The 22,571-nt window shown below is 71.6% G+C and carries 22 protein-coding genes and 1 tRNA gene; 9 read left to right on the plus strand and 14 right to left on the minus strand.

Annotated features, from left to right (window positions below; translation table 11 throughout):
• Positions 1 to 8 precede the first annotated feature (8 nt).
• From GT007_RS16730 to GT007_RS16740, 3 genes are all read right to left on the minus strand, one after another.
• Positions 9 to 917: a LysR family transcriptional regulator gene (locus tag GT007_RS16730; protein ID WP_160122797.1), complete on the minus strand. Its 909-nt coding sequence runs from the start codon at positions 915 to 917 to the stop codon at positions 9 to 11.
• Positions 918 to 991: 74 nt separating this feature from the next.
• Positions 992 to 1,825, minus strand: a complete 834-nt coding sequence (locus GT007_RS16735) for a sterol desaturase family protein (RefSeq protein ID WP_160122798.1) — start codon at positions 1,823 to 1,825, stop codon at positions 992 to 994.
• A gap of 12 nt (positions 1,826 to 1,837) precedes the next feature.
• Complete coding sequence (locus GT007_RS16740) at positions 1,838 to 2,140, minus strand: hypothetical protein (protein ID WP_201451958.1); 303 nt, start codon at positions 2,138 to 2,140, stop codon at positions 1,838 to 1,840.
• Positions 2,141 to 2,325: 185 nt separating this feature from the next.
• Here GT007_RS16740 and GT007_RS16745 point away from each other — a divergent pair, with 185 nt between their 5' ends.
• Both GT007_RS16745 and GT007_RS16750 read left to right on the plus strand, forming a co-directional pair.
• On the plus strand, positions 2,326 to 3,054 hold the full coding sequence (locus GT007_RS16745) for a response regulator (RefSeq protein WP_160122799.1): 729 nt from the start codon (positions 2,326 to 2,328) through the stop codon (positions 3,052 to 3,054).
• Entirely contained in the window at positions 3,051 to 4,391 is a 1,341-nt protein-coding gene (locus GT007_RS16750) for a sensor histidine kinase (RefSeq protein ID WP_160122800.1), read from the plus strand. Before GT007_RS16745 ends, GT007_RS16750 begins: the two co-directional genes overlap by 4 nt.
• Here GT007_RS16750 and GT007_RS16755 read toward each other — a convergent pair.
• From GT007_RS16755 to GT007_RS16805, 11 genes are all read right to left on the minus strand, one after another.
• Positions 4,357 to 4,932, minus strand: a complete 576-nt coding sequence (locus GT007_RS16755) for a TetR/AcrR family transcriptional regulator (protein WP_160122801.1) — start codon at positions 4,930 to 4,932, stop codon at positions 4,357 to 4,359. The two genes, GT007_RS16750 and GT007_RS16755, sit on opposite strands and share 35 nt — an antisense overlap.
• Positions 4,933 to 5,098: 166 nt before the next feature.
• Positions 5,099 to 5,566 (minus strand): nuclear transport factor 2 family protein, encoded by a 468-nt coding sequence (locus GT007_RS16760; RefSeq protein WP_160122802.1) that lies wholly within the window; start codon positions 5,564 to 5,566, stop codon positions 5,099 to 5,101.
• A gap of 78 nt (positions 5,567 to 5,644) precedes the next feature.
• A tRNA-Arg gene (locus GT007_RS16765) sits at positions 5,645 to 5,721 on the minus strand.
• A gap of 10 nt (positions 5,722 to 5,731) precedes the next feature.
• The gene (locus GT007_RS16770) at positions 5,732 to 6,055 is read right to left on the minus strand and encodes an NADH dehydrogenase ubiquinone Fe-S protein 4 (protein ID WP_160122803.1); all 324 of its coding nucleotides are present in this window, start codon (positions 6,053 to 6,055) and stop codon (positions 5,732 to 5,734) included.
• A gap of 59 nt (positions 6,056 to 6,114) precedes the next feature.
• Complete coding sequence (locus GT007_RS16775; RefSeq protein ID WP_236571714.1) at positions 6,115 to 6,858, minus strand: metallophosphoesterase; 744 nt, start codon at positions 6,856 to 6,858, stop codon at positions 6,115 to 6,117.
• A gap of 16 nt (positions 6,859 to 6,874) precedes the next feature.
• Positions 6,875 to 8,272, minus strand: a complete 1,398-nt coding sequence (locus tag GT007_RS16780) for a cryptochrome/photolyase family protein (protein ID WP_160122804.1) — start codon at positions 8,270 to 8,272, stop codon at positions 6,875 to 6,877.
• 87 nt (positions 8,273 to 8,359) lie between these two features.
• The gene (locus GT007_RS16785) at positions 8,360 to 9,526 is read right to left on the minus strand and encodes a M20 aminoacylase family protein (protein ID WP_160122805.1); all 1,167 of its coding nucleotides are present in this window, start codon (positions 9,524 to 9,526) and stop codon (positions 8,360 to 8,362) included.
• A complete protein-coding gene (rsmA, locus tag GT007_RS16790) occupies positions 9,523 to 10,335 on the minus strand; it encodes a 16S rRNA (adenine(1518)-N(6)/adenine(1519)-N(6))-dimethyltransferase RsmA (protein ID WP_160122806.1) in 813 nt (270 codons plus the stop codon). The genes GT007_RS16785 and rsmA overlap by 4 nt, the downstream gene beginning before the upstream one ends.
• A gap of 14 nt (positions 10,336 to 10,349) precedes the next feature.
• The gene (locus GT007_RS16795) at positions 10,350 to 11,756 is read right to left on the minus strand and encodes a peptidylprolyl isomerase (protein ID WP_160122807.1); all 1,407 of its coding nucleotides are present in this window, start codon (positions 11,754 to 11,756) and stop codon (positions 10,350 to 10,352) included.
• A 10-nt stretch (positions 11,757 to 11,766) separates the two neighbouring features.
• Positions 11,767 to 12,606: a sugar phosphate isomerase/epimerase family protein gene (locus GT007_RS16800; RefSeq protein WP_160122808.1), complete on the minus strand. Its 840-nt coding sequence runs from the start codon at positions 12,604 to 12,606 to the stop codon at positions 11,767 to 11,769.
• Positions 12,607 to 12,735: 129 nt separating this feature from the next.
• A complete protein-coding gene (locus GT007_RS16805; protein ID WP_236571715.1) occupies positions 12,736 to 13,752 on the minus strand; it encodes a ligase-associated DNA damage response exonuclease in 1,017 nt (338 codons plus the stop codon).
• Between the two features lie 19 nt (positions 13,753 to 13,771).
• Between GT007_RS16805 and GT007_RS16810 the strand changes: the two genes are divergently transcribed.
• From GT007_RS16810 to argH, 7 genes are all read left to right on the plus strand, one after another.
• Positions 13,772 to 16,270 (plus strand): ligase-associated DNA damage response DEXH box helicase, encoded by a 2,499-nt coding sequence (locus GT007_RS16810; protein WP_160122810.1) that lies wholly within the window; start codon positions 13,772 to 13,774, stop codon positions 16,268 to 16,270.
• Positions 16,267 to 17,055, plus strand: coding sequence for a ligase-associated DNA damage response endonuclease PdeM (gene pdeM / locus GT007_RS16815; protein WP_160122811.1), 789 nt, complete (start codon positions 16,267 to 16,269; stop codon positions 17,053 to 17,055). Before GT007_RS16810 ends, pdeM begins: the two co-directional genes overlap by 4 nt.
• Positions 17,056 to 17,271: 216 nt before the next feature.
• A complete protein-coding gene (locus tag GT007_RS16820; RefSeq protein WP_160122812.1) occupies positions 17,272 to 18,618 on the plus strand; it encodes an NAD(P)/FAD-dependent oxidoreductase in 1,347 nt (448 codons plus the stop codon).
• Positions 18,619 to 18,637: 19 nt separating this feature from the next.
• Entirely contained in the window at positions 18,638 to 19,468 is an 831-nt protein-coding gene (locus GT007_RS16825) for a transporter substrate-binding domain-containing protein (protein ID WP_201451959.1), read from the plus strand.
• A gap of 86 nt (positions 19,469 to 19,554) precedes the next feature.
• Complete coding sequence (locus GT007_RS16830; RefSeq protein WP_160122813.1) at positions 19,555 to 20,217, plus strand: amino acid ABC transporter permease; 663 nt, start codon at positions 19,555 to 19,557, stop codon at positions 20,215 to 20,217.
• On the plus strand, positions 20,214 to 20,915 hold the full coding sequence (locus GT007_RS16835) for an amino acid ABC transporter permease (protein ID WP_160122814.1): 702 nt from the start codon (positions 20,214 to 20,216) through the stop codon (positions 20,913 to 20,915). Before GT007_RS16830 ends, GT007_RS16835 begins: the two co-directional genes overlap by 4 nt.
• Before the next feature lie 12 nt (positions 20,916 to 20,927).
• Complete coding sequence (gene argH, locus GT007_RS16840; protein WP_160122815.1) at positions 20,928 to 22,436, plus strand: argininosuccinate lyase; 1,509 nt, start codon at positions 20,928 to 20,930, stop codon at positions 22,434 to 22,436.
• The last annotated feature ends 135 nt before the right edge of the window (positions 22,437 to 22,571 follow it).

Here is a 22,571-nt window from a genome sequence, read left to right on the forward strand (position 1 = left end):
GGAATAATCTACCAGCCCCGGTCCCATGCCGGCTCGCCCCGGAAGCAGCTGGCCAGGAAATCCACCAACGCCCGCAGCTTGCCCGCCAGGTGCCGGCCGGGCGGATACAGCGCATACAGGGCGATCGGCGTGTCCTCCGCCCCCGGCAGCACCGGGCGCAGCGTGCCGGCGCGGAAGGCCTCGCCCGCGATGAAACTGGGCACCCGGGTGATGCCGAACCCCGCCACCGCCGCGGCCATGCAGGCCTCGGCGTTGGAGAAATGCAGCCGCCCCTGCACGGGGATGACCACCGCCTGCCCGCCCTGCCGCAGGCGCCAGTTGGCGGGGTCGTGGAAATTGGTGTCGATAACGCAGTCATGCCCCGCCAGATCGGCCGGGGTGGCGGGCTCGCCGCGCGCCGCCAGATAGGCGGGGGCGGCGGCCAGCACGATGCGCACCGGGCACAGCCGGCGCGCCATCAGGCTGCTGTCGGTGGGCGCGCCGATGCGGATGGCGGCGTCGAACCCCTCATCCACCAGGTTCACCACGCGGTCGGAGAAATTCACGTCCAGCTGGATACCCGGGAAGGCGCGGGCGAAATCCAGCAGCACCGGTGCCAGCTGGGTGGTGCCGAAGGACAGCGGCGCGGTCAGCCGCAGCCGCCCGCTCGGCGCGCCGGAGGCATGGCGCACCGAGGCCTCCAGCGCGTCGAACTCCTCCAGCAGGGGCTTGATGCGGGCGTAATAGGCCTGGCCCAGTTCGGTGGGGGACAGGGCGCGGGTGGTGCGCTTGATGAGCTGCACGCCCAGATCGGCCTCCAGCCTGGAGACCAGCTTGGAGGCCTGGCCGCCGCTGGTGCCCAGCCGGGCCGCCGCGGCGGCGAAACTGCCGAGGTCCAGCACCGCGACGAACATGCGGTCACAGTCGAGGCGCTCCATGGGCGGCTTTCCATCCTGGCGGGAATATGCCGCCAGCATAAGGCGTATCGCCCGGACCGGAAGCGATGACCGCGTCAGGGCGTGCCGAACAGGGCCCGCCAGCGGGCGCGCCAGCCCCGCGCGCGCCAGGCATCCCGCCCCATCGCCAGCCATTCCCCCAGCGCGATGCGCAGCGGGTTCAGGCTGGCCGGCCGGCCGGCGAGGCCATAATGCAGCGCCTCGCCGCGCGGGGCCTCGGCGAAGGTGCCGAACAGCCGGTCGAAGACGATCAGCACCCCGCCGAAATTGCGGTCCAGGCAGGCCGGGTTGCTGGCATGGTGCACGCGATGGTGGGCGGGCGTGTTCAGCACCCATTCCAGCGGGCCCAGGCGCGGCGCCAGCTCCGTATGGATGAAGAACTGATAGAGCAGGTTCAGCCCCAGCGCGGCCAGGATCATCAGCGGATGGAAGCCCAGCAGGGCCAGGGGCAGCATGAACAGCCCATGGCCCGAGAAGCCGCCGGTCCAGCCCAGACGGATGGCGGCGGTCAGGTTCATCCGCGTGCTGGAATGGTGCACGGAATGCGTGGCCCAGAACCAGCGGATGCGGTGAGAGGCCCGATGCTGCCAGTAATAGAGCAGCTCCACCCCCAGGAACACGCCGAGCCAGCTGAGCCAGCCGCCGCCCGGAATGTCGAACAGGCGGTGCCGCCAGGCGATTTCCAGCGGCAGGGCCAGCAGCCCCGCCTGGGCGGCCCGCAGCAGGTTCTGCCCCGCCGCCACCCCCAGGGAGGCGGCGCTTTCCCGCCAGTCGTGGCTGTCATGGCGCAGCAGGCGGGCGGCCGCGTATTCCAGCGCCATGAAACCCAGGGCCGCCGCGGGCACGCCCAGCCGCATGGCGGGGGAGAGCAGTTGCGCGGCGTCGGCCATGGGCTGCCTGCCTCAGCGGGTCACGCTGCCGGTGCGGGTGCGCGTCTGCCCGCCCGGGCCCGTGGTGGTGCTGGTGCCGGTGCAGCTGCCATTGGCGCAGCTGGCGCTGCCCGTGCGGTTCACGCTGTTGCCGGCGGGGCCGGTGCGGGTGATGGCGCGGCTGCAGCTGCCGCCCGAGCAGCTGCCGGAGGCATCGACGGTGGAGGTGCCGGCGGGCCCGGTGCTGGAGGCACGGCGGCTCCAGGCCTGGGCATCGGCGGCGGCACCCAGGCTCAGGGCCAGGGCCAGCACGGAAAGGGCGATCGTCTTGCGCATCAGGGCATCCCGACAATGGTGCCGCCGCCGGAATGGCGCGGCCTGGGGGCATCCTGCATCGCCGCCATGGCGGGCGTATCAACGGCGCGCATCGTTTTCCATCCATGCGTCAACGCCGCGTAACAGCTTGTCAAAAACCCGTTTTCCGCCTTGCCAAGCCCGGGGGCTGCCCTGAACCTCGGGCCATGGACACACCCGCGCCCACCCTGCTGATGGTGGAGGACGACCCGGAGATCAGCCGCCTCGCCGCCGGTTTCCTGCGCCGCGAGGGCTTCGTGACGGAGGTGGCCGAGAGCGGCCCCGCGATGGACGCGCTGCTGGCCCGCATTCGCCCGGACCTGATCATCCTGGACCTGATGCTGCCCGGCGAGGACGGGCTGGCCATCTGCCGCCGCCTGCGGGAAAGCGAGGATGTGCCCATCCTCATACTCTCGGCCAAGAGCGACGAGATCGACCGCGTGGTGGGCCTCGAGATCGGGGCCGACGACTACCTGACCAAGCCCTTCGGCCCACGGGAATTGCTGGCGCGCATCCGCGCCCTGCTGCGCCGCGCCCAAGGGCGGGTGGCGGGACGGGTGGCGCAGCCCAGCCGCCGCTTCGCCTTCGACCGCTTCGTGATCGACCTGGACGCCCGCGCGCTGGAAGTGACGGGGGGAGACGCCGTGGCGCTGACCACCGCCGAGTTCGACCTGCTGGCCTGCTTCGCCCGCCACCCGCGCCGGGTGCTGACGCGCGACCAGATCCTGGACTGGACCCATGGCCGTGCCGCCGGCCCCTTCGACCGCACGGTGGACATGCTGATCTCCCGCCTCCGGCGCAAGCTGGAAGGGGCGAGCCCGGGATCGGGGCTGATCTCCACCGTGCGGAACGGCGGGTATCTGCTCACCGCCCATGTGCGGCAGGTGACGGGATGACCCGGCTGACGCTGGCCATGCGCATCGGGCTGATCGTGGCGATGGCGCTGTCGGTGGTGTGGATCACGCTGATCGGCGTCTATTTCCGCACCAGCCTGGCGGAGCGCGAGGGCATGCGCCCCACGCCCGACCGCCTGGCCGCCCTGGTCGAGCTGGTGGAGGAGATGCCGCCGCGGCTGCGCCCGGCCCTGCTGATGGCCATGACCACGGAGAGCCTCGCCCCGCGCATCGCCGAGGCGGCCGAGGCGGCGGAGCCGCTGGACGACCCCAGGCTGCGCGACGGCTACGCGGCGGCGCTGGGCGGGCGGCCCTTCATGCTGGCACGGCCGGCGCTGCCGCCGGGGCGCTGGTTTCCGCGCCTGACCAGCAACCCGCGCAATGCCCTGCAATTGCGGGTGGGGTTGCGCCAGGGCGGAACCCTGGTGGTGGACGCGCGGACCCGGGTGCCGATCACGGCGCTGGGCATGCCGGTGGGGTTCGGCGCGGGGCTGTTCGGTACGGTGGTGGCGCTGGCGGCGCTGGTGGTGATGCAGCGCGAAACCCGCCCCCTGGCCCGGCTGGCCGCCGCGGTGGACCGGCTGGACCTGTCCGGCCCGCCCATCCCCCTGCCCGACACCCGCCGCAACGCGCCCGAGATCCGCGCCGTGGTCGGTGCCTTCGGGCGCATGCAGGAACGGCTCTCGGGGCTGTTGCAGGCGCGCATGGCGCTGTTGGGCGGCATCGCGCATGACGTGCGCAGCTTCGCCACCCGCCTGCGGCTGCGCATCGACAGCCTGCCCGACGCCGCGGAGCGCCAGCGCGCCGAGGCCGATATCCAGGACATGATCCGCCTGCTGGACGACGCGCTGCTGGCCAGCCGCGCGGGCGCGGGCGAACTGGCGCAGGAGATGGTGGAACTGCCCGCCCTGCTGCGCGCCGAGGCCGATGACCGCAGGGCCCAGGGCGCCCGCGTCTGCCTGCGGCTGGACACGCCGGAATGGCTGACCGTGCTGGGGGACCCGCTGGCGCTGCGGCGGGTGATCACCAACCTGGCGGGCAATGCCATCGCCTATGGCCATGCCGCGCATCTGAGCCTGGCCGAGGAAGGCGGGGAGGCGGTGCTGCGGGTGGATGACGAGGGGCCCGGCATCCCGCCCGCCCAGCGGCTGGCGATGCTGGAACCCTTCACCCGGCTCGATGCCTCCCGCAATCGGCGCACCGGGGGCGCGGGGCTGGGGCTGGCGATCGCACGCGGGCTGGTGGAGGCGCATGGCGGCCGCATCGCCATCGCTGACAGCCCGCAAGGGGGCGCGCGGCTGGAGGTCAGGCTGCCGGTGTTCGGGCCGGGCCAGGGTTAGCCGGCATCGCCAGCTCCGCCCCGACCCGTTCCAGGGCACGGCGGAACACCGCCTCATCCCCCAGCGCGCGAGAGAGGACGAGCGCCCCCTGGATGGCCAGCACCGCCTGTTCGGCGCGCGCCCCGGCATCGGCATGGCCAAGCCGGCGCAGCGCCCCGGCCAGGGCCTCCACCCAGTCCAGGAAATAGCGCCGGATCGGCGCGGCCAGCCGGTCGCGCGTGGCGTCCAGCGCCAGCATTCCCACCAGGCACACCCGCCCGCCGGAGCGGAAATAGGCATCCGTCTCCCGCAGCATGGTGGCGATGGCCTCGGCGGGCGGGGCCTCACGCAAGGGCCGGTAGAGGCGGGTTTCGAACCAGGCCTCGATCCCGGCCAGCACGGCGGCCGCCATCTCCTCCTTCCCGCCGGGGAAGAAGTTGTACAGGCTGCCCTTGCCCAGCCCCGTGGCCGCCGCGATCAGGCTGAGGGAGGCCCCCTCATAGCCATGCTCGCGGAACACCTCGGCGATCAGGGGAATGGCGGCGGCGCGGTCGCGGGCCATGGGCTGGGGCCTTTGGACAATGGGTTTCGGGATGGGGCTGGCGCGGGATTTTTCGTGCTGGCCAGGAAGAGGCCGAAGCCAATGCCGGGGCATTGGCGAGGGTTCTGACGCCGCCGGCGCGGAAAAGCACCGCCGGACGCGCCCGCAAGCCCATTGTCCACAGGCCCTACAGGCCCAGCTCCGTCAGGCCGGGATGACCGGCCGGGCGGGGGGCGGCGCGGTCCCAGTGGAACAGCCGCTGGTCGGCCCGGATGGGCAGGTCGTTGATGGAGGCATGGCGTTCCTCCATCAGGCCCTCGGCGTCGAACCGCCAGTTCTCGTTGCCGTAGGAGCGGAACCACTGCCCGGCGGCGTCGTGCCATTCATAGGCGAAGCGCACCGCGATGCGGTCCCCGGTGAAGGCCCACAGCTCCTTGATCAGGCGGTATTCTTGCTCGGCCGCCCATTTCCGGGTGAGGAAATCCACGATCGCCTCCCGCCCTTGCAGGAAGGTGTCGCGGTTCCGCCAGCGGCTGGCAGGGGTATAGGCCAGGGAGACCCGGGCGGGATCGCGGCTGTTCCAGCCATCCTCCGCGGCGCGGATCTTCTGGCGCGCGGTGGCTTCGGTGAAGGGCGGGAATGGGGGGCGGGACATGGGGCGGCCTTTTTGTACCAATCGGTTTATTTTTACCGATCGGTACAGAAAGGCAAGGCCCACGAGGAAAGAAGGAAGTGGCGCGCCCTGCTGGATTCGAACCAGCGGCCTGAAGCTTAGAAGGCTCCTGCTCTATCCAACTGAGCTAAGGGCGCAAATTCGCGCTCAGTGCGTCCAGTTTTCCAGCCGGTTGTTGCGGAAATTGTCCGAATAGCTCTTGGGCTTGATCGGCTTGGGCGCGGGCGGCACTTCCAGCACATAGTGCAGCCCCTCGGACTTGGCGTAAGCCTCCGCCGCCTCACGGCTGGGGAAGGTCAACCGCACCTGGCGCTCGGTCGACAGCCCGCCGGTCCAGCCCATCAGGCGGTCCACGGTGGGGCGTACATCGGGGGCGAATTCCAGCACCCAGCTGCCGGCCTTGCCGGGGCCGGACTGCATCGCGTTGCGCGAGGGGCTGAAGATGCGGGCAGCGGGCTTCACCAGGCTCATGCGGAAATCCTTTCGAGGCCTCACCCTATAGCCCCGATGGCCGCCCCCTCAAAGGGTCCTCACAGCGGCAGGTCCAGCCAGGACAGGTGCCCCCCCTTCCCCGCCCCGGTGTCCAGGAAGATCGCCTCCCCGCCGCTGCGGGCGCGGATGTGCCAGGGCCGGCCATCGGTGCTGCGCGTGTCATGCCCGACATAGACAGTGATGCCCGGCGGGATGGTCTCCACCCAATGCAGCAGCCGCTCCGGATAGCCATCGCGCTTGGGCCCGGCCACCACCTGGCCATAGATGGCGCGCGTGACGGGGGGTTCCACGCGGCGTGCCCCGGCCTCGGGCGGGGGGGCGTGGTGCAGCATGGCGGGGTGGAAGGCCGCATGGGCGAAAATGGCGTTGCCCCGCCGCAGCCAGACCGGCGCGTGGGCGATCTCGGTGATCAGGCGGGTGCGCAGGGCCTCGCCATCCGGGGCCTCGGCCAGTTCGGCGAGTGTCCGCTCCAGCCCCTCATTCATGCCGCGCAGCCGGGCGCCCAACAGGGCGCGGCGCAGCTTGTGCTCATGGTTGCCCAGCAGGAACAGGCCGCGCCCGGCATCCATCAGGCCGAAGATGCGGCGCAGCACGGCCGGGCTGTCATGCCCGCCATCGGTCAGGTCGCCCAGCTGCAGCAGGAACAGGCCCTGCGCCTCGGCGCCCGCCGCCGCGGCTTCGAAGCCGCGGGCATCGCCGTGCACATCCCCCACCACGCGCAGGCCGTTGAAGCCGCGCTGCCGCAGCTTCAAGGGATCCAGCCATGCCTCACCGTCGTCCACGCCACTCAGCCCGTTTTCAGACCACCCTGGTCCCTTCTTCCCGCAGGGCGGCATAGGCGGCAAGCGCCCGCTCCCGCCCCCTGCCATGTTCCACGATGGGGGCGGGGTAGCCGCCGGGGGGGCGCGGGGCCGTCCAGGGCTTGTGGATCACCGCATCCGGCAGGGCCGAGACCTCCGGCACCCAGCGCCGCACATAGGCGCCGGCGGGGTCGAACTTCTCGCCCTGCAGCACCGGGTTGAACACGCGGAAATAGGGGGCCGCATCCGCCCCGCACCCCGCCACCCATTGCCAGGAGGCCGCGTTGGCCGCGAGATCCCCATCCACCAGCGTGTCCCAGAACCAGGCCTCGCCGGCCTGCCAGGGTTGCAGCAGGTGCTTCACCAGGAAGCTGGCGACCACCATGCGCACCCGGTTGTGCATCCAGCCCGTGCGCCACAGCTGCCGCATGCCCGCATCCACGATCGGGTAGCCGGTGCGGCCCTGCTGCCAGGCCGCCAGCAGGCGGGGCTCCGGCTGCCAGGGGAATTCCGCGAATCGGGGCTGAAGGGGCGCTTCCGGCATCTCCGGCCGGTGCCACAGCAGGTGATAGGAGAACTCCCGCCACAGCACCTCCTTCAGGAAGGTGTGCTCACCGGTGGCGCCCATCGCGCGCGCCGCGTGCCACACCTGCCGGGGCGAGACCTCCCCGAAGCGCAGATGCGGCGAGAGGCCGGAGGTGCTGGCCTCGCCGGGGATGTTGCGACGGTCTGGATAGGCGCGCAGGGCCTCCGCGCCGAAATCGGCCAGGCGCCGGGCGGCGCCGGCCTCGCCGGGCTGCCAGTGGCGGGGGAATTCCTTCCACCAATCCAGGCGCGGCAGCAGGCCCAGCGCCTCCAGCGCCAGGCCGGGCTGGGCGGGGGCGGCGGGGATGCGCTCCGGCGCGGGGATCGGCGGCGCGGGCTCCCCCAGCGCGAAGACGGCGCGCGAGAAAGGCGTGTAGACCGAATAGGGCTTGTCCTGCCCGGTGCGCAGCCGGTGCGGTTCATGCAGCAGGGAGGAGGTGTGCGGCACCAGCCGGCGCCCCGCCCCGGCCAGGGCGAGGTGCAAGGCCTCATCCCGCTTGCGGGCCCAGGGTTCGTACAGCCGCCCGGCATGGATGGCATCGGCCTGGACGGCCTCGGCCAGGCGGGGCAGCAATTCCAGCGCGCTGCCTCGCAACAGCAGCAGCGGCGCGCCCCGCGCGGCGAGGTCGGCCCCCAGGGCGGCCAGCGAATAATGCAGCCACCAGCGCTGCGCCCCGCCATGCGCCCAGGCGCCGGCCGCCGCGTCGTCCAGCACATAGACAGGCAGCACCGGGCCGGCCTGAAGCGCCGCGTGCAAAGCCGGATTGTCCGCCAGGCGAAGGTCCTGGCGGAACCAGAGGATGGTGGTCATGCGCCTAGTATGGGCATGCGGGGAAATTGTTGAACGGGGAAGTCGGGATTTTTCCGGGCCGGCTGAGGAAGGCGCCGCCCCGCGCCTTCACCCCAATTCCTGCCGCACCACCGCGACCAGCGCCGCCGCCCCATAGGGGATGGCCTCGTCATTGAAGTCATAGCGCGGGTGGTGCAGGTCCGCCCCCTGCTCGCCATTGCCCACATTGATGAAGGCACCGGGCACTTCCTGCAGGAAATACGCGAAATCCTCGCCGCCCATGCTGGCGGGCATGTTCCGCTCCACCTTGGCCTCGCCCACCAGCCCGGCCACGGCATCGGCGAAGCGCGTGGCGTGTTCGGCGCTGTTGATCAGCGGCGGCGTCAGCACCCGGAAATCCAGAGCGGCGCGGCAGCCGAAGCCGCTGGCCACCGATTCGGCCAGGCGCTCCATCCGCTCCCGCACCAGCTCCGTCACCTCGGGCGCGAAGGTGCGCACCGTGCCGAACAGCCGCACCCCGTCCGGGATCACGTTGTAGGCCCGGCCGGTTTCCATGCCCGTCACGCTCAGCACCGCCTGCGCGTGGGGGGAGACATTGCGCGCCACCACGCTCTGCAACGCGGAGATCAGGGCGGCGCCGCACACCACAGGGTCATGCGTCACTTCGGGGCGGGCGGCATGGCCGCCCTTGCCCTGCACATGGATGTCCCAGAAGGTCACGCCCGCCAGCATCGGGCCGGGGCGGATGCCGTAATGGCCCACCGGCATGCCGGGGCGGTTGTGCAGGGCATAGACGGCATCGGCCGGAAAGCGCTGCAGCAGCCCATCCTTCTGCATCGCCGGGGCGCCGGCGCCCAGCTCCTCGGCGGGCTGGAAATACAGGTGGACGGTGCCCTCGAAATCCCGGTTTTCCGCCATGTGGCGGGCGGCGGCCAGCAGCATGGTGGTGTGGCCGTCATGGCCGCAGCCATGCATGCGGCCCGGGTTCTGGCTGGCATGGGCGAAGCTGTTGGCCTCGGTCAGCGGCAGGGCGTCCATGTCGGCGCGCAGGCCCACGGTGCGGGGCGTGTTGCCGGTGGCCTTGCCGCGGATCACGCCCACCACGCCGGTGCCGCCGATGCCGGTGTGCACCTCGATGCCCATGGCGGTCAGGCGCTCGGCCACCAGGGCGGCGGTGCGGTGCTCCTCGAAACCCACCTCCGGGTGGGCGTGCAGGTCGCGGCGCCAGGCGGTGTATTCCGGCAGATGCTGGGCGATGCTGTCCACCAGGCTCATGCGTCTCTCCGTAAAAGCGCGCGCGCCAGCGCGTCGAATTCCGCGATGCTCAGCGTCTCGGCGCGGCGGTCGCTGGCGATGCCGCAGCCGCCCAGCAGCCCCTCCGCATCGCCCAGCGACTTCAGGCTGCCGCGCAGCATCTTGCGCCGCTGGCCGAAGGCGGCGGCGGTCAGCCGCTCCATGGCGGCCAGCAGGGCGGGCTCGGGCTGCGCCGCGCGCGGCACCAGGTCCACCACGGCGGAATAGACGCGCGGCGGGGGCGTGAAAGCCCCGGGCGGCAGGCGCATCAGCACCCGGCACTCGCAAGTCCATTGGCTCAGCACCGCCAGCCGGCCGTAATGTTCCGTGTCCGGGGCGGCGCAGATGCGCTCGGCCACTTCCAGCTGGAACATCAGCGTCATGCGGTCGAAGGCCGCGGCGTGACGCAGCCAAGCGATCAGCAGCGGCGTGCCGACATTATAGGGCAGGTTCGCCACGATCTGGCGCGGGGCCGGCAGGGCCGCCACGGCATCCAGCTTCAGCGCATCCTGGTGCAGCACGGTCAGGCGCGGGTCGCCGATCTCGGCCAGCGCCGCGATGGCGCGGTCGTCCAGCTCGCAGGCCAGCAGGCTGGCCAGGGGGCGGGCCAGCAGGGCGCGGGTCAGGCCACCGGGGCCCGGGCCCACCTCCAGCACATGCTTGCCGGTCAGATCCCCGGCCAGGGCGGCGATGCGCCCGCACACCCCTTCATCCAGCAGGAAATGCTGGCCGAGCGATTTGCGCGGCGCCAGCCCGTGCCGGGCCACCACATCGCGCAGGCTGTCCGCCATGCCGCGCGCCCCGGTCAGGCGCGGTTGTCGATCACGGCTCGGCGCCGCAGCTCCCGCTGCAACTGGCGGGACAGGGTCTCGATCCGCTCGCGGCGGATCTGCTCACGCGCCGCGTCGGCGCTGATACCCTCGGGCGCCCGGCGCTCACGCGAGCACACCATGATCAGCGTGACGCCATCGGGCGAGATCAGCGGCTGGGAGGTGCGGCCGAGCGGCAGGCTGGCCAGCAGGCTGCGCAGCTGGGGCGGGTTCACCGCCTCCAGCGTCACCGGCCCCGGGTCCGCCGGCCGGTCGGAGCCGGAGCCGCGCGCCTGCTGCTCGAACGCCTCGCAGCTGCGGACGGACTGGCTGATGCGCATGGCGCGTTCCACCACGGCGCGCTGGGCGTCGGTGGGGTTGTTCGGGTCCAGCCGGCCGGGGAAGGCGAAATTCACCTGCCGCAGGGTCAGCTGGGTGGAGGCACCGGCCGGCCCGCCCTCACGCCGCTGGCGCATGGCGATGATCTGGAAGCCACCCGGCACGCGGATGGGGTTGGTGATGGCGCCGGGGGGCATGCGGGGCACGATGGCCGCCACCTCCGGATCCAGCCGGTTCAGCCCCACCCAGCCCATGTCGCCGCCCTGCACGGCGGTCTGGGCCTGGCTGAACTGGGTGGCGGCCACCGGGAAGGGCAGGCCGCGGCGCAGCTGCGTCACCACATCGTTCACGAAGGTCGTCACCTCGCCCTCCTGGGCGGGGTTGTCCACGGGGATGAAGATTTCGCCCAGCAGGTATTCGGCCTGGTTCTGCCGGGCACGGTTGGCCGCGATCAGCTCCTGCACCTCGGCCTCGCCCACCTCGAACTGGCTGCCCAGCAGCACGCGCATCAGCCGGCCCCAGCCGATCTGCACGCGGATCTGGTCGAACAGGCTGCGCGGCTGCACGCCGGCCTGGCGCAGCTGCTGCGTCAGCGCGCCGCGCGGCAGGCCGTTGCGCTGCTCGATATCGCCCAGGGCGCCGGCCACATCGGTGTCCGCCACCGGGATCTGGCGGCGCTGCACTTCCTGCATGCGCAGCTTCTCATCCACCAGCAGGCGCAGCACCTGCGGCTCCATGCGCTGCAGCATCTCGCCGGAGGCGGCGAAACCGGCATTCAGCGCGAACAGGCGGGTGCGGCTCGTCACCTCCGCCTGGGTCACGACATCCCCGTTCACCACGGCGACGATGCGGTTCACATTCCCGCGTGGCGCCTGGGCGCCGGGCGCGGGCGCGCCTTCAGGCTGGGCGGCGGCCGCGGGCGGCCGTGGCGCGCGGCCCTGGGCCAGGGCATCCGGGCTGCCGGCCACCAGGCAGAGCCCGGCCAGCATCATGGGGCGAAGCCCTGCGGAAAAGGCAGCGGCGAACCGCGAGGGGACCAGCGAGGGCGAGGTGCGACGAAGCATGGGCGCCTGTTTAGCCTCCGGCCTCGGCCATGGCTATGGCTTCCAGGCAGCCATGAAGGTATCCGATGGCCCGGGCGGCCGCCCCGGGGCCATCCGGCAGATAGTCGAAGCACTCCACGCCGCAGCGGCCGGAATAGCCGCTCTCCCGCAGGGCCCGCAGGATGGGGATGAAACTGTCCTCCCCCTGGCCCGGGCCACGGCGGTTGCGGTCGTTCAGATGCACATGCGCGATCTGCCCGCCGGGCACATAGCGGCGCAGCAGGGCGGGCACGGATTCGCTCTCGGTGTTTCCGGCGGCCGCGACGTCCAGCATGGTGGCCAGATGCGGGTTGCCGTCCTGCGCGGTGAAGGCCACCGCCTCCGCGATCGAGGACATCCAGTTGGTCTGGCCGGGGTCCAGCGGCTCGATCACATAGGTCACGCCGACGGCGCGGGCCCATTCGCCGGCCAGGTGCATCGCCTCATTCGCACGCCCGGCATCGCCGGGGGCGGAGACGACGCGCTGGCCCGGGCTGCCATGCACCAGATATTCGGCGCCCAGATCGGCGGCCAGCGAGATCAGCCCCTGCATCACACCCAGGGTGCGGGCGCGCAGGTCCGGGTCGCTGTTGGTGATGGACAGGCCCGCGGGGGCGGCCAGCAGCCAGTGCAGGCCCAGGATGGGCGCGCCCGCGTCCTCGGCGGCGCGGCGCAGCGCGCGGCGTTCATGCGCGGGGATATGGTGCGGCGCGTCCGGGTCCAGGGTGAAGGGCGCCACCTCCAGCCCGGCATAGCCGAGCGCCGCGGCCTGGTCCGCCTGTTGGGTAAAGGGCAGGTCCCGCAGCAGTTCGTTGCACAACACGAATTCCATGGGCGGGGGCTTACAGCAGGGCCACGACCAGCGGAACAGCGCCCCGTCGCACAAATTGTAATCGAAGGTTGTACCTGACGGGGTGCCGAACGCCCCTCACCGCCGAAAAAACCGGCATATGCCCCGCCTTTAATCTCCCTCCTCCTCCAGCCCCACCAGATGCAGGGCGCGGGCGCGGATGCCCATGGCGCCCAGCGCGTGGCCCAGCGCGTCCTCCCGCCCATGGGTGATCCAGATCTCGGGGGCCTGCACATCCCGCGCCGTCTGCAGCAGTTCCGGCCAGTCCGCGTGGTCGGAGATGATGAGCGGCAGTTCCACGCCGCCCTGCCGCGCCCGGGCGCGGATGCGCATCCAGCCCGAGGCCATGCAGGGGATGGGGTCATGCAGGCGCCGGGCCCAGCGGTCCGCGATGGCCGAGGGCGGCGCCAGCACCATCGCCCCCGCCGCCAGCGCCGCGCGGTCCTTGACCGTGGCGGGCTCCAGCGGGCCCAGGCGCACGCCCAGCTCCTCATACAAGGCGCACATGGGCATCAGCGCGCCATGCAGATGGATGGGCCGGTCCCAGCCCGCCCGGCGCAGCAGCGCGATCAGCCGTTGCGCCTTGCCCAGCGAATAGCAGCCGATGACATGCGTGCGCTCCGGGAACATCGCGACGGAACGCATCAGGCGCGCCATCTCATGCTCCGGCTTCGGGTGGGTGAAGACAGGCAGGGCGAAGGTGGCCTCCGTCACGAACAGGTCGCAGGGCCAGGGCTCGAAGGGCGCGCAGGTGGGGTCGGGGGTGCGCTTGTAGTCGCCGCTGACGATGGCGCGGCAGCCCTGCCATTCCATCATCACCTGGGCGCTGCCCAGCACATGGCCCGCCGGCAGCAGCGTCACGCGCACGCCGCCGATCTCCAGCGCCTCATGATAGGGCAGCGGCTGCTGGGACAGCCCCGCGCGCTCCGGGCCCATGCGCAGGCGCATGATGGCCAGGGTCTCGGGCGTGGCCAGCACCGCCTGATGGCCCGGGCGGGCGTGGTCGGAATGGCCATGGGTGATGACGGCGCGCGGCACCACCCGGTGCGGGTCGATGAAGAACCCGCCCGGTTCGCAGAACAGACCGGCCTCCGTCACGCGAAGCCAGCTTTCGGGGTGGGGCGCCACGGTGTAGAAGCCTCGCTCAGTGAGAACATTGCCGGAACCTTTACAGGGTTGGTTCGATCGGCGCGGCTGGCAACCCCGGCGGCACCAGATCGCCATGCTGGACGCCGCGCGGGCCGGGGAAAGCACCCTGCTGATCGCCCCCACCGGCGCGGGCAAGACGCTGGCGGGCTTCCTGCCCAGCCTGCTGGAGCTGGCGGCCGCCCCGCGCGAGGGGCTGCACACCCTTTACGTGTCGCCGCTGAAGGCGCTGGCGGTGGATATCGCCCGCAACCTGACCGCCCCGGTCACGGAGATGGGCCTGTCCATCTCCATCGAGACCCGCACCGGCGACACCCCCGCCAACCGCCGCGCCCGCCAGCGGGAGGCACCGCCGAACATCCTGCTGACCACGCCCGAAAGCCTGACCCTGCTGCTCTCCCTGCCCGACGCCGGGGAGATGTTCGCGGGCCTGTCCTGCGTGGTGATCGATGAGATCCATGCCCTGGCCGGCACCAAGCGGGGCGACCAGCTGGCGCTGTGCCTGTCCCGCCTTTCGGCGCTGGCACCCGGGGCGCGGCGGGTGGGGCTGTCCGCCACCGTGGCCCACCCCACGGCCTTGCGCGCCTATGTCGCCCCCAGCGGCATCCCCGCCGATGCCCGGCTGGTGGAGGTGAAGGGCGGCGCCCTGCCGGAGCTGGATATCCAATTGCCCGAGGGGCATCTGCCCTGGGGCGGGCATATGGGCCTGGCCTCGGCGCCCGAGATCTATCGCCGGATCGAGGCCGCGCGCGTCACCATCGTCTTCGTCAACACCCGCGCCCAGGCGGAGCTGATCTTCGCCGCCCTCTGGCGGTTGAACGAGGCGGTGCTGCCGATCGCCCTGCACCATGGCTCCCTGACCGTGGAGCAGCGCCGCAAGGTGGAGGCCGCGATGGCCGCGGGCAAGCTGCGCGCCGTGGTGGCCACCTCCAGCCTCGACCTCGGCATCGACTGGGGGGATGTGGACCAGGTGATCCAGGTGGGCGCGCCCAAGGGCGTCTCGCGCCTGTTGCAGCGGGTGGGGCGGGCCAACCACCGGATGGACGAGCCCTCCCGCGCCACGCTGGTGCCCGCCAACCGGTTCGAGGTGATCGAGTGCGTGGCCGCCCTGGGCGCCGTGCGCGCCGGCAAGCAGGATGGCGACCCGCCGCGCCCGGGGGGCCTCGACGTGCTGGCCCAGCATATCCTGGCCATGGCCTGCCACGGGCCCTTCATGCCCGATGACCTGTTCGCGGAAGTGACGCGCGCCGCCCCCTATGCCGCGCTCAGCCGCCGGGATTTCGACGACACGCTGCGCTTCGTGGAGGATGGCGGCTACGCGCTGCGCGTCTATGACCGCTACCGCCGCCTGTTCCGCGACGCCGAGGGGCGGATGCATGTGCGCGGCCCGGCCGTGGCGCGGCAGTTGCGCATGAACCTCGGCACCATCATCGAGCAGCCGCTGGTGAAGCTGCGCATGCGCGGCGGGCCCATGCTGGGGGAGGTGGAGGAATGGTTCGTCGCCAGCCTCCGCCCGGGCGACAATTTCCTGTTCGCCGGCCAGGTCCTGCGCTTCGAGGCGATGGAGGGGGTGACCGCCGTCGTCCGCCCCGGCGGCGGCCCGGGCGAGCCGCGCGTGCCCGCCTATAGCGGCAGCCGCATGCCGCTCTCGACCTACCTTGCCTCCGAGGTGCGGGAGATTTTGCACGACCCCACCCGCTGGCACGCCCTGCCGGACCCGGTGCGGGAATGGCTGGACATGCAGCGCCTGCGCAGCGAACTGCCCGAACCCGACGGGCTGCTGGTCGAGACCTTCCCGCGCGGGGGCCGCTGGTTCCTGGTCGCCTATACCTTCGAGGGGCGGCTGGCGCACCAGACGCTGGGCATGCTGCTGACCAAGCGCATGGAACGGCTGGGCTATGCCCCCATGGGCTATGTCAGCACCGATTACGTGCTCTCGGCCTGGAGCGCCTTCGAGCCCACCGACATGGACACGCTGTTCGCCGAGGACATGCTGGGCGAGGATCTGGAGGAATGGATGGCGGAAAGCTCCATGCTGCGCCGCACTTTCCGCAACATCGCCATGATCGCGGGGCTGATCGAGAAGCATCACCCCGGGCTGGAGAAATCCGGCCGGCAGATGACCGTGAATTCCGACCTGATCTATGACGTGCTGCGCCGGCATGAGCCGGACCACGTGCTGCTGCGCGCGACCCGGGCCGAAGCCGCCTCCGGCCTCACGGACATCTCGCGCATCGCGGCGCTGCTGGCCCGCGCGCGCGGGCGCATCCGGCACCGGGTGCTGGATTGCGTGTCGCCCCTCGCGGTGCCGGCGCTGATCGAGGTCGGCCGCGAATGGGTGGCGGGCGGCGCGGAGGACGCGCTGCTGGCCGAAGCCGCCGCCTTGGTGGAGGAAGCCACCGGCGGCACCGAACATTTCCATGAGGCGTTGATCGACGTGAACGAAGCTTTGCCCGCCCGCCCGCGGGAACCCCGCGCCGCGAGGAGGAGCCGCCGATGATCGCGGCCCCCCTGCATATCGTGAACGAACGCCTGATGCTGTGCCCCACCGGCGTGCTGCTGTGGCCCGCCCAGCGGCTGATGGCGGTGGCGGACCTGCATCTGGAGAAAGCCAGCCATTTCGCGGCGCGCGGCCGCATGCTGCCGCCCTATGACACGCGGGAGACGCTGCGAAAGCTGGCCTTCGCCCTGCGCCGCTACGCCCCCCATCACCTGGTGCTGCTGGGCGACAGTTTCCACGACGCCGAGGGCCATTCCCGCCTGGCCGAGGAAGACCGCGCCACGCTGCTGGGCCTGCTGGCCGGCCTGCGCGTGACCTGGGTGCTGGGCAACCACGACCCCGCGCCCCCGGAAAACCTGCCCGGAGAGGCGGTGGAGGAGCTGGCGCTCGGCCCCATGCGGTTCCGCCACATCGGCGGCGGGCCGATCCTGCGCCATAAGGAAGGGGAGATCAGCGGCCACTACCACCCCAAGGCCAGCCTGGAGACGCGGGCGGGCCGGGTGTCGCGCCCCTGCTTCCTGACCGGGCCGCAGCATGTGGTGCTGCCGGCCTTCGGGGCGCTGACGGGGGGGCTGGATGTGCGCAGCCCGGTCCTGGCGCCGCTGGCACCCCGCAACGGGCGGGTGTTCCTGCTGGGGACGGACAGGCTGCACAGCGCGCCGGTGTCGTTCGTGATGCCGGAAGGCACTGGGACGAAGATGCCGGCCCCGGCCGAGGACGATCTCCTGCCGGCCGGGCATCGCCCCCCGCCCCTGGAGACCGTCAAGGTCAGACGGCGGCTGTAGGCACAGGCGGCACGGCGGGCAGCGGCCTGCCGCAATTCCGGGCGATCATGCCTTCCGGTTATGGGAACAGTGTCTCAAGGCATTTGACGCCCCCGTCCCACCCGGGTGTGAATGCGCCATGGCGATCCGCAACCCAGCATCGGGCGGTTACCGTCCGGCGGGCGCGGCCCCCGGCGGCGGCGCGCCGTGGCTTGCGGCGCATCAGGACACCCACCCATGACCAACCCCGCCTTCCACCCGGATTTCCGCGCCGAGCCCTATTGGTGGGAAGCGGCGCCGCCCGAGGATTCGCGCGACGCCCCCCTGCCCGACAACATCGACGTGCTGATCATCGGCAGCGGCTTCGCCGGGCTGTCGGCGGCGCTGGAGGCCGCGCGCGCCGGTGCCTCCGTCGCGGTGCTGGATGGCGGGCCGCTGGGGGGCGGCGCCTCCTCGCGCTCTGGCGGCATGGTCAGCTCCGGCCAGAAACTGGTGCTGACCGAGGCGCTGAAGGGCCTGCCCGCCGAAAAATCCGCCGCCGCGCTGGAGGACAGCAAGGCCACCTTCGAATTCCTGAAGGACCTGGTCGCGCGGGAGAAGCTGGACGCCGACCTGCAGCTGGTCGGCCGCTTCTTCGGCGCCTTCGCCCCCAGCCACCTGGAAACCCTGAAGCGCAACGCCGAGACCCTGCACCGCAAGACCGGCGTCACCATCCGCATCCTCTCCCGCGCCGAGCAGCGGGAGGAGGTGGGCAGCGACTATTTCCACGGCGGCTTCGTGGTCGAGGATTACGGCGGCGTGCACCCGGCCAAGCTGAACCAGGCCCTGCGCGGCGCCGCGCGCGGGGCCGGCGCCACCCTGCACAGCCACGCCCGCGTGCAACGGACGGAGCGCGTGCCGGGCGGGCACATCGCCCACACCGAGCGCGGCCAGGTGCGGGCCAGCCACATCCTGTACGCCACCAATGGCTACACGGATGCCGCCAGCCCCTGGCTGGAAAAGCGCGTGATCCCGGTGATGAGCTTCCAGATCGCCACCGAGCCCCTGCCCCCCGGCATGCTGGCCCGGATGATCCCGAAGCTGCGCATGGTGACCGACAGCCGCAACGAGCTCAGCTACATGCGGCCCTCGCCCGACGGCACGCGGCTGCTGTTCGGCTGCCGGCCGCGCGCGCTGCGGACCACGCCCGAACAGCTGGCGCCCCTGCTGCGCGCCCGCATGCTGCGCGTCTTCCCGGAGCTGGAGCCGATCCGCCTGACCCATGCCTGGGGCGGCTATGTGGGCATGACCGCCGACCGCCTGCCGCATGTGGCCGAGCAGGACGGCGTGCTGCACGCGGTCGGCTGCAACGGTAATGGCGTGGCGCTGATGAGCTTCCTGGGCTGGCACGCGGCACAACTCATGCTCGGCCGCACCAACCGCCGCGCCTTCTTCGCGGACATCCCCTTCCCCGCCGTGCCCTTCGCGCCGCTGCGCCGTGCCCTCGTGCCCGCCGCCTCGGCCGCCTACCATCTGGGGGATTTCATGGCCAACCCCGGCGAGGTGATCGCCGAGCGGCTGGGCCGCATCCCCGGACAATCCTGAGACAACAAGGAGGCTGACCATGAAGACCCTTCGCCGTACCCTCTGTACCGCCCTGATGGCCCTCGGCCTCGCCACCCCCGCTGTGGCGCAGGAGATGCCGCCCCTGCCGCAATCCATCCGCGCGCCGGGCGTTCTGCGCGCGGGCGTGCGCTGCGACCAGCCGCCCTACGGCTTCCGCGGCCCCGATGGCGGCTTCGCGGGGGTCGAGGTGGATATGGCCCGCCAGATGGCCGTCTGGGCCTTCGGTTCCGCCGACAAGATCGAACTCTCCTGCGTGACCGCCGAGAACCGCATCCCGCAGCTCAACTCCCGCCGGGTGGATTTCCTGATCGCCACGCTGGGTGTCACGCCGGACCGCGCCCGCGTCATCGACTTCTCCGAACCCTATCGCTGGGGCGGCTCGGACATGCTGGTGCGGCGGGACAGCCCGATCCGCCGGCTGGACGATGTGGCCAACCGCACCGTCATCATGCTGCGCGGCTCCACCCAGGCGCAGTGGTTCGAGCAGAACATGCCCAACCTGAACGCGCTGCGGCTCAACACCGCCTCCGACGCGCTGCAGGCACTGATGCAGGGCCGCGGCGATGCCTATGCGCATGATGCCGCGACGCTGGTGGTGGTGGCCGCGCGCGATCCCTCCCTGCGGCTGGTGGGTGAGGCGTTCTCCGTCTCCGACGCCGCCGTCGGCGTGCGCAAGAACGAGGCCGAATGGCTGGCCTGGGTGAACGCCGCCCTGGCGCGGATGAAGCGCGAGAACCTGTTCAACACCTGGCTGGAGCGCTGGGTGCCGGCGGAGACGCGGCCCTTCTACTCCTCCTCGTTCAACGAGCCGCGCCCGCAGGCGCGGTAGGCAACGACCCGCGCCCGAGCGCGCGCTGATCCACGCGCCCCCCGGCACCGGGCCGGGGGGCTTTCCCTGGGGGCGGGTGACGCATCGTGGAATTCGATATCGCCTATCTGCTGCGCTACCTGCCCTCTCTGCTGCGCGGGCTGGCGCTGACGGTGCAGGCCAGCGGCATCGCCATCCTGCTCTCCATCCTGGTGGGGCTGGTGGGCGCCTGCATCCGCGTGGCCCGGGTGCCCGTGCTGTCGCAGCTCATCGTCGCCTATGTGGAGTTCATCCGGAACACGCCGCTGCTGGTGCAGCTGTTCTTCGTGTTCTTCGGCCTGCCGGCGCTCGGCCTCACACTGTCGCTGTTCTGGTCGGGCGTGCTCTCCCTCACGCTCTGGGCCGGGGCCTTCCAGGTGGAGAACGTGCGCGGCGGGCTGGCCGCCATCGCGCCCGGCCTGAAGGAAGCCGCCCGCGCCCTGGGGCTGAACCAGGCGCAATACCTGCGCCTGGTAGGGCTGCCTCTGGCGGTGCGGGTGGGCCTGCCCTCCATGCTCAACACCTGCGTCTCGGTCATCAAGAACAGCGCCTACCTCTCCGCGATCGGCGTGCAGGAGCTGACGGGCGTGGCCTTCGACCGCATCGCCTCCGATTTCCGCGCCTTCGAGATGCTGGCCGTGCTGCTGGCGGGCTATCTCTCGGTGGTGCTCAGCCTCTCGGCGGCCGTCCGGCTGCTGGAACACCGCTTGCAGGCCCCGTTCCGCCGATGAACCTGATCCTCGAAAACCTGCCCCTGTTCCTGATCGGGCTGCGCGCCACGCTGCTGCTGGCGGTGGTCACGCTCATTGCCTCCACCGCCATCGGCGTGGTGCTGGGCAGCCTGGCCACGCTGAAATCGCGGCCCCTGCGCATCCTGGTGGCGCTGTATGTGGAAACCTTCCGGGACATCCCGCTGATCGTCACCATCTTCGCCATCTTCTTCGGCGCGCCCTACCTCGGCGTGCCGCTGGAACCCTTCCCCTCCGTCGCCCTCGGCCTGTCGCTGTGGGGCGGCGCGAATGGGGCGGAGATCGTGCGCGCCGGCATCAATTCCGTCCCGCATGGCCAGCCGGAGGCCGCGCGCGCCCTCGGCCTGCACACCGGCCAGATCTACCTGCTGATCCTGTGGCCGCAGGCACTGCGCGCGGTGCTGCCCGCCTATACCGGGCTGCTGGCGCTGCTGTTCCAGTCCACCTCGCTGGGCGCGCTGGTGGGGGTCACGGAATTCCTCAAGGCCGGCGGCCTCGTCATCGAGCGCAGCACCGTGATGCTCGGCATCAACCCCGCCTTCCAGATCTATGCCTTCGTGCTGGTGGTGTATTTCGTCATCAGCTCCTCGCTCTCCCTCCTCTCGCGCCGGCTGGAACGCCGGCTGGCCCGCGGAGGGGAGCGCAACATCGTGGCCGCGCGCGACGCGGCCTCCGTTTAGGACAGCACGGCCATGAACGATTTCTCCCGCGTCAGCCGCCGGCTGACGCAGTCCATCGCGCCCGAGGTGGTGGACAACATCTATCGCCCGCGCCTGGCCGGCGAACTCGCGGCCGCCTTCCCGCTGCTGTCGGCGCTGAACCAGGCGCATCTGCTGATGCTGGCCCGGCAAGGCATCCTGACCCCCGCCCAGGCCCGCGACATCGCCGCCACCCTGCTGCGCATGGACGCCGAAGGCCCCGAGGCCATCGACGCCGACCCGCTGCGGGAGGACGCCTATTTCAACATCGAGGCCCGGCTGATCGCGCTGATCGGCGCGGATACCGGCGGGCGCCTGCACATCGCGCGCAGCCGCAACGACCTGTCGGCCGCCATGGACCGGCTGCGCGCCCGCGACGCCCTGCTGGCCCTGCTGGACGGCGCCAACACCGTGCGCCGCACCCTGCTGGACCGCGCCGAACTGTTCGCCGAGGTCGTGATGCCCGGCTACACCCACCTGCAGCCCGCCCAGCCCATCACCTTCGGCTACTACCTGTCCGGCATCGCCTCCGCCCTGCAGCGCGACACCGCGCGGCTGCGGGATGCCTGGAAGCGCGTCAACCTCTCGCCCATGGGCGCCGCAGCCCTCGCCACCACCAGCTTTCCGATCGACCGCCCGATGGTGGCCGACCTGCTGGGCTTCGACGCCGTGCTGGAACACGGCCTCGACTGCGTGGCCAGCCGCGACTTCGCGCTCGAAATCACCGCCGCCGCCGCCTCGCTCTGCCTCACCCTCTCCCGCTTCGCCGAGGACATGCACGTCTTCGTCAGCCACGAATTCTCGGCGGTGGAATTCCCCGATTCCATCTGCGGCACCTCCTCCATCATGCCGCAGAAGAAAAACCCCGTGGTGCTCGAACACCTGAAGGCCAAGGCCTCCCACCTCATCGGCGCCTTCACCTCCGCCGGCTGCTGCATCCGCGGCAGCCACTTCACCAACACGCTGGACGCCCACCGCGAAGGCCTCTCCCAGATCTGGGGCGGGCTGGTCGAGGCCCAGCGCGCCCTGGCGCTGGCCAACATCGCCGCCGGCGGGGCTGAGCCCAAGGCCGAACTCCTCCTCGCCCGCGCCCAGGCCAACCACTCCACCGCCACCGACCTGGCCGACCTGCTCGTGCGCCACGGCGCCATGGACTTCCGCACCGCCCACCACGTGGCTGGCGCCGTCGTGCGCCGCCTGATGGATGCCGGCCTCGGCGCCCACCAGGCCACGCTGGCCATGGTCGAGGACGCGGCCCGGGAGGTCGCGGGCCACGCCACCGGCCTCACCGCCGCACAGATCGCCGAAGCCCTGGACCCCACCCTGTGCGTAAACAGCCGCACCACCCTGGGCGGACCCGCCCCCACCGAAGTGCGCCGCATGATCGCCAGCCTGCGCCACACCCTGACCCAGGACGAAACCCAAACCGCCACCTGGCACACCACCCTGGCCACCGCCACCACCACCCGCCTGCACGCCATGCGGACCTTGGCGGGGGTGTGAGGGCGAGACGGCCGTCAGGCGCGCGGGCGGGAAAGGCGATGCGAGAGGGGCTCTGCCCCCCTCGCGCTCCCCCCGCCAGGAGCCGAAAGGCCCCTGGACCCCATCAGTTAATTGAAAAAGGCCGGAGGGGACGAT

This window comes from Rhodovarius lipocyclicus (genome assembly GCF_009900765.1).
In the GTDB taxonomy this organism is placed as follows: Bacteria; Pseudomonadota; Alphaproteobacteria; order Acetobacterales; family Acetobacteraceae; genus Rhodovarius; species Rhodovarius lipocyclicus.

Coding starts and splice junctions, on each gene's coding strand:
- GT007_RS16735 (WP_160122798.1), bottom strand. CDS start 1,825: ATGGCCGACGCCGCGCAACTGCTCTCCCCCGCCATGCGGCTGGGCGTG.
- GT007_RS16835 (WP_160122814.1), top strand. CDS start 20,214: ATGAACCTGATCCTCGAAAACCTGCCCCTGTTCCTGATCGGGCTGCGC.
- GT007_RS16770 (WP_160122803.1), bottom strand. CDS start 6,055: ATGAGCCTGGTGAAGCCCGCTGCCCGCATCTTCAGCCCCTCGCGCAAC.
- GT007_RS16780 (WP_160122804.1), bottom strand. CDS start 8,272: ATGACCACCATCCTCTGGTTCCGCCAGGACCTTCGCCTGGCGGACAAT.
- GT007_RS16795 (WP_160122807.1), bottom strand. CDS start 11,756: ATGCTTCGTCGCACCTCGCCCTCGCTGGTCCCCTCGCGGTTCGCCGCT.
- GT007_RS16785 (WP_160122805.1), bottom strand. CDS start 9,526: ATGAGCCTGGTGGACAGCATCGCCCAGCATCTGCCGGAATACACCGCC.
- GT007_RS16760 (WP_160122802.1), bottom strand. CDS start 5,566: ATGTCCCGCCCCCCATTCCCGCCCTTCACCGAAGCCACCGCGCGCCAG.
- GT007_RS16825 (WP_201451959.1), top strand. CDS start 18,638: ATGAAGACCCTTCGCCGTACCCTCTGTACCGCCCTGATGGCCCTCGGC.
- GT007_RS16820 (WP_160122812.1), top strand. CDS start 17,272: ATGACCAACCCCGCCTTCCACCCGGATTTCCGCGCCGAGCCCTATTGG.
- GT007_RS16750 (WP_160122800.1), top strand. CDS start 3,051: ATGACCCGGCTGACGCTGGCCATGCGCATCGGGCTGATCGTGGCGATG.
- GT007_RS16755 (WP_160122801.1), bottom strand. CDS start 4,932: ATGGCCCGCGACCGCGCCGCCGCCATTCCCCTGATCGCCGAGGTGTTC.
- rsmA (WP_160122806.1), bottom strand. CDS start 10,335: ATGGCGGACAGCCTGCGCGATGTGGTGGCCCGGCACGGGCTGGCGCCG.
- pdeM (WP_160122811.1), top strand. CDS start 16,267: ATGATCGCGGCCCCCCTGCATATCGTGAACGAACGCCTGATGCTGTGC.
- GT007_RS16730 (WP_160122797.1), bottom strand. CDS start 917: ATGGAGCGCCTCGACTGTGACCGCATGTTCGTCGCGGTGCTGGACCTC.
- argH (WP_160122815.1), top strand. CDS start 20,928: ATGAACGATTTCTCCCGCGTCAGCCGCCGGCTGACGCAGTCCATCGCG.
- GT007_RS16800 (WP_160122808.1), bottom strand. CDS start 12,606: ATGGAATTCGTGTTGTGCAACGAACTGCTGCGGGACCTGCCCTTTACC.
- GT007_RS16745 (WP_160122799.1), top strand. CDS start 2,326: ATGGACACACCCGCGCCCACCCTGCTGATGGTGGAGGACGACCCGGAG.
- GT007_RS16740 (WP_201451958.1), bottom strand. CDS start 2,140: ATGCGCAAGACGATCGCCCTTTCCGTGCTGGCCCTGGCCCTGAGCCTG.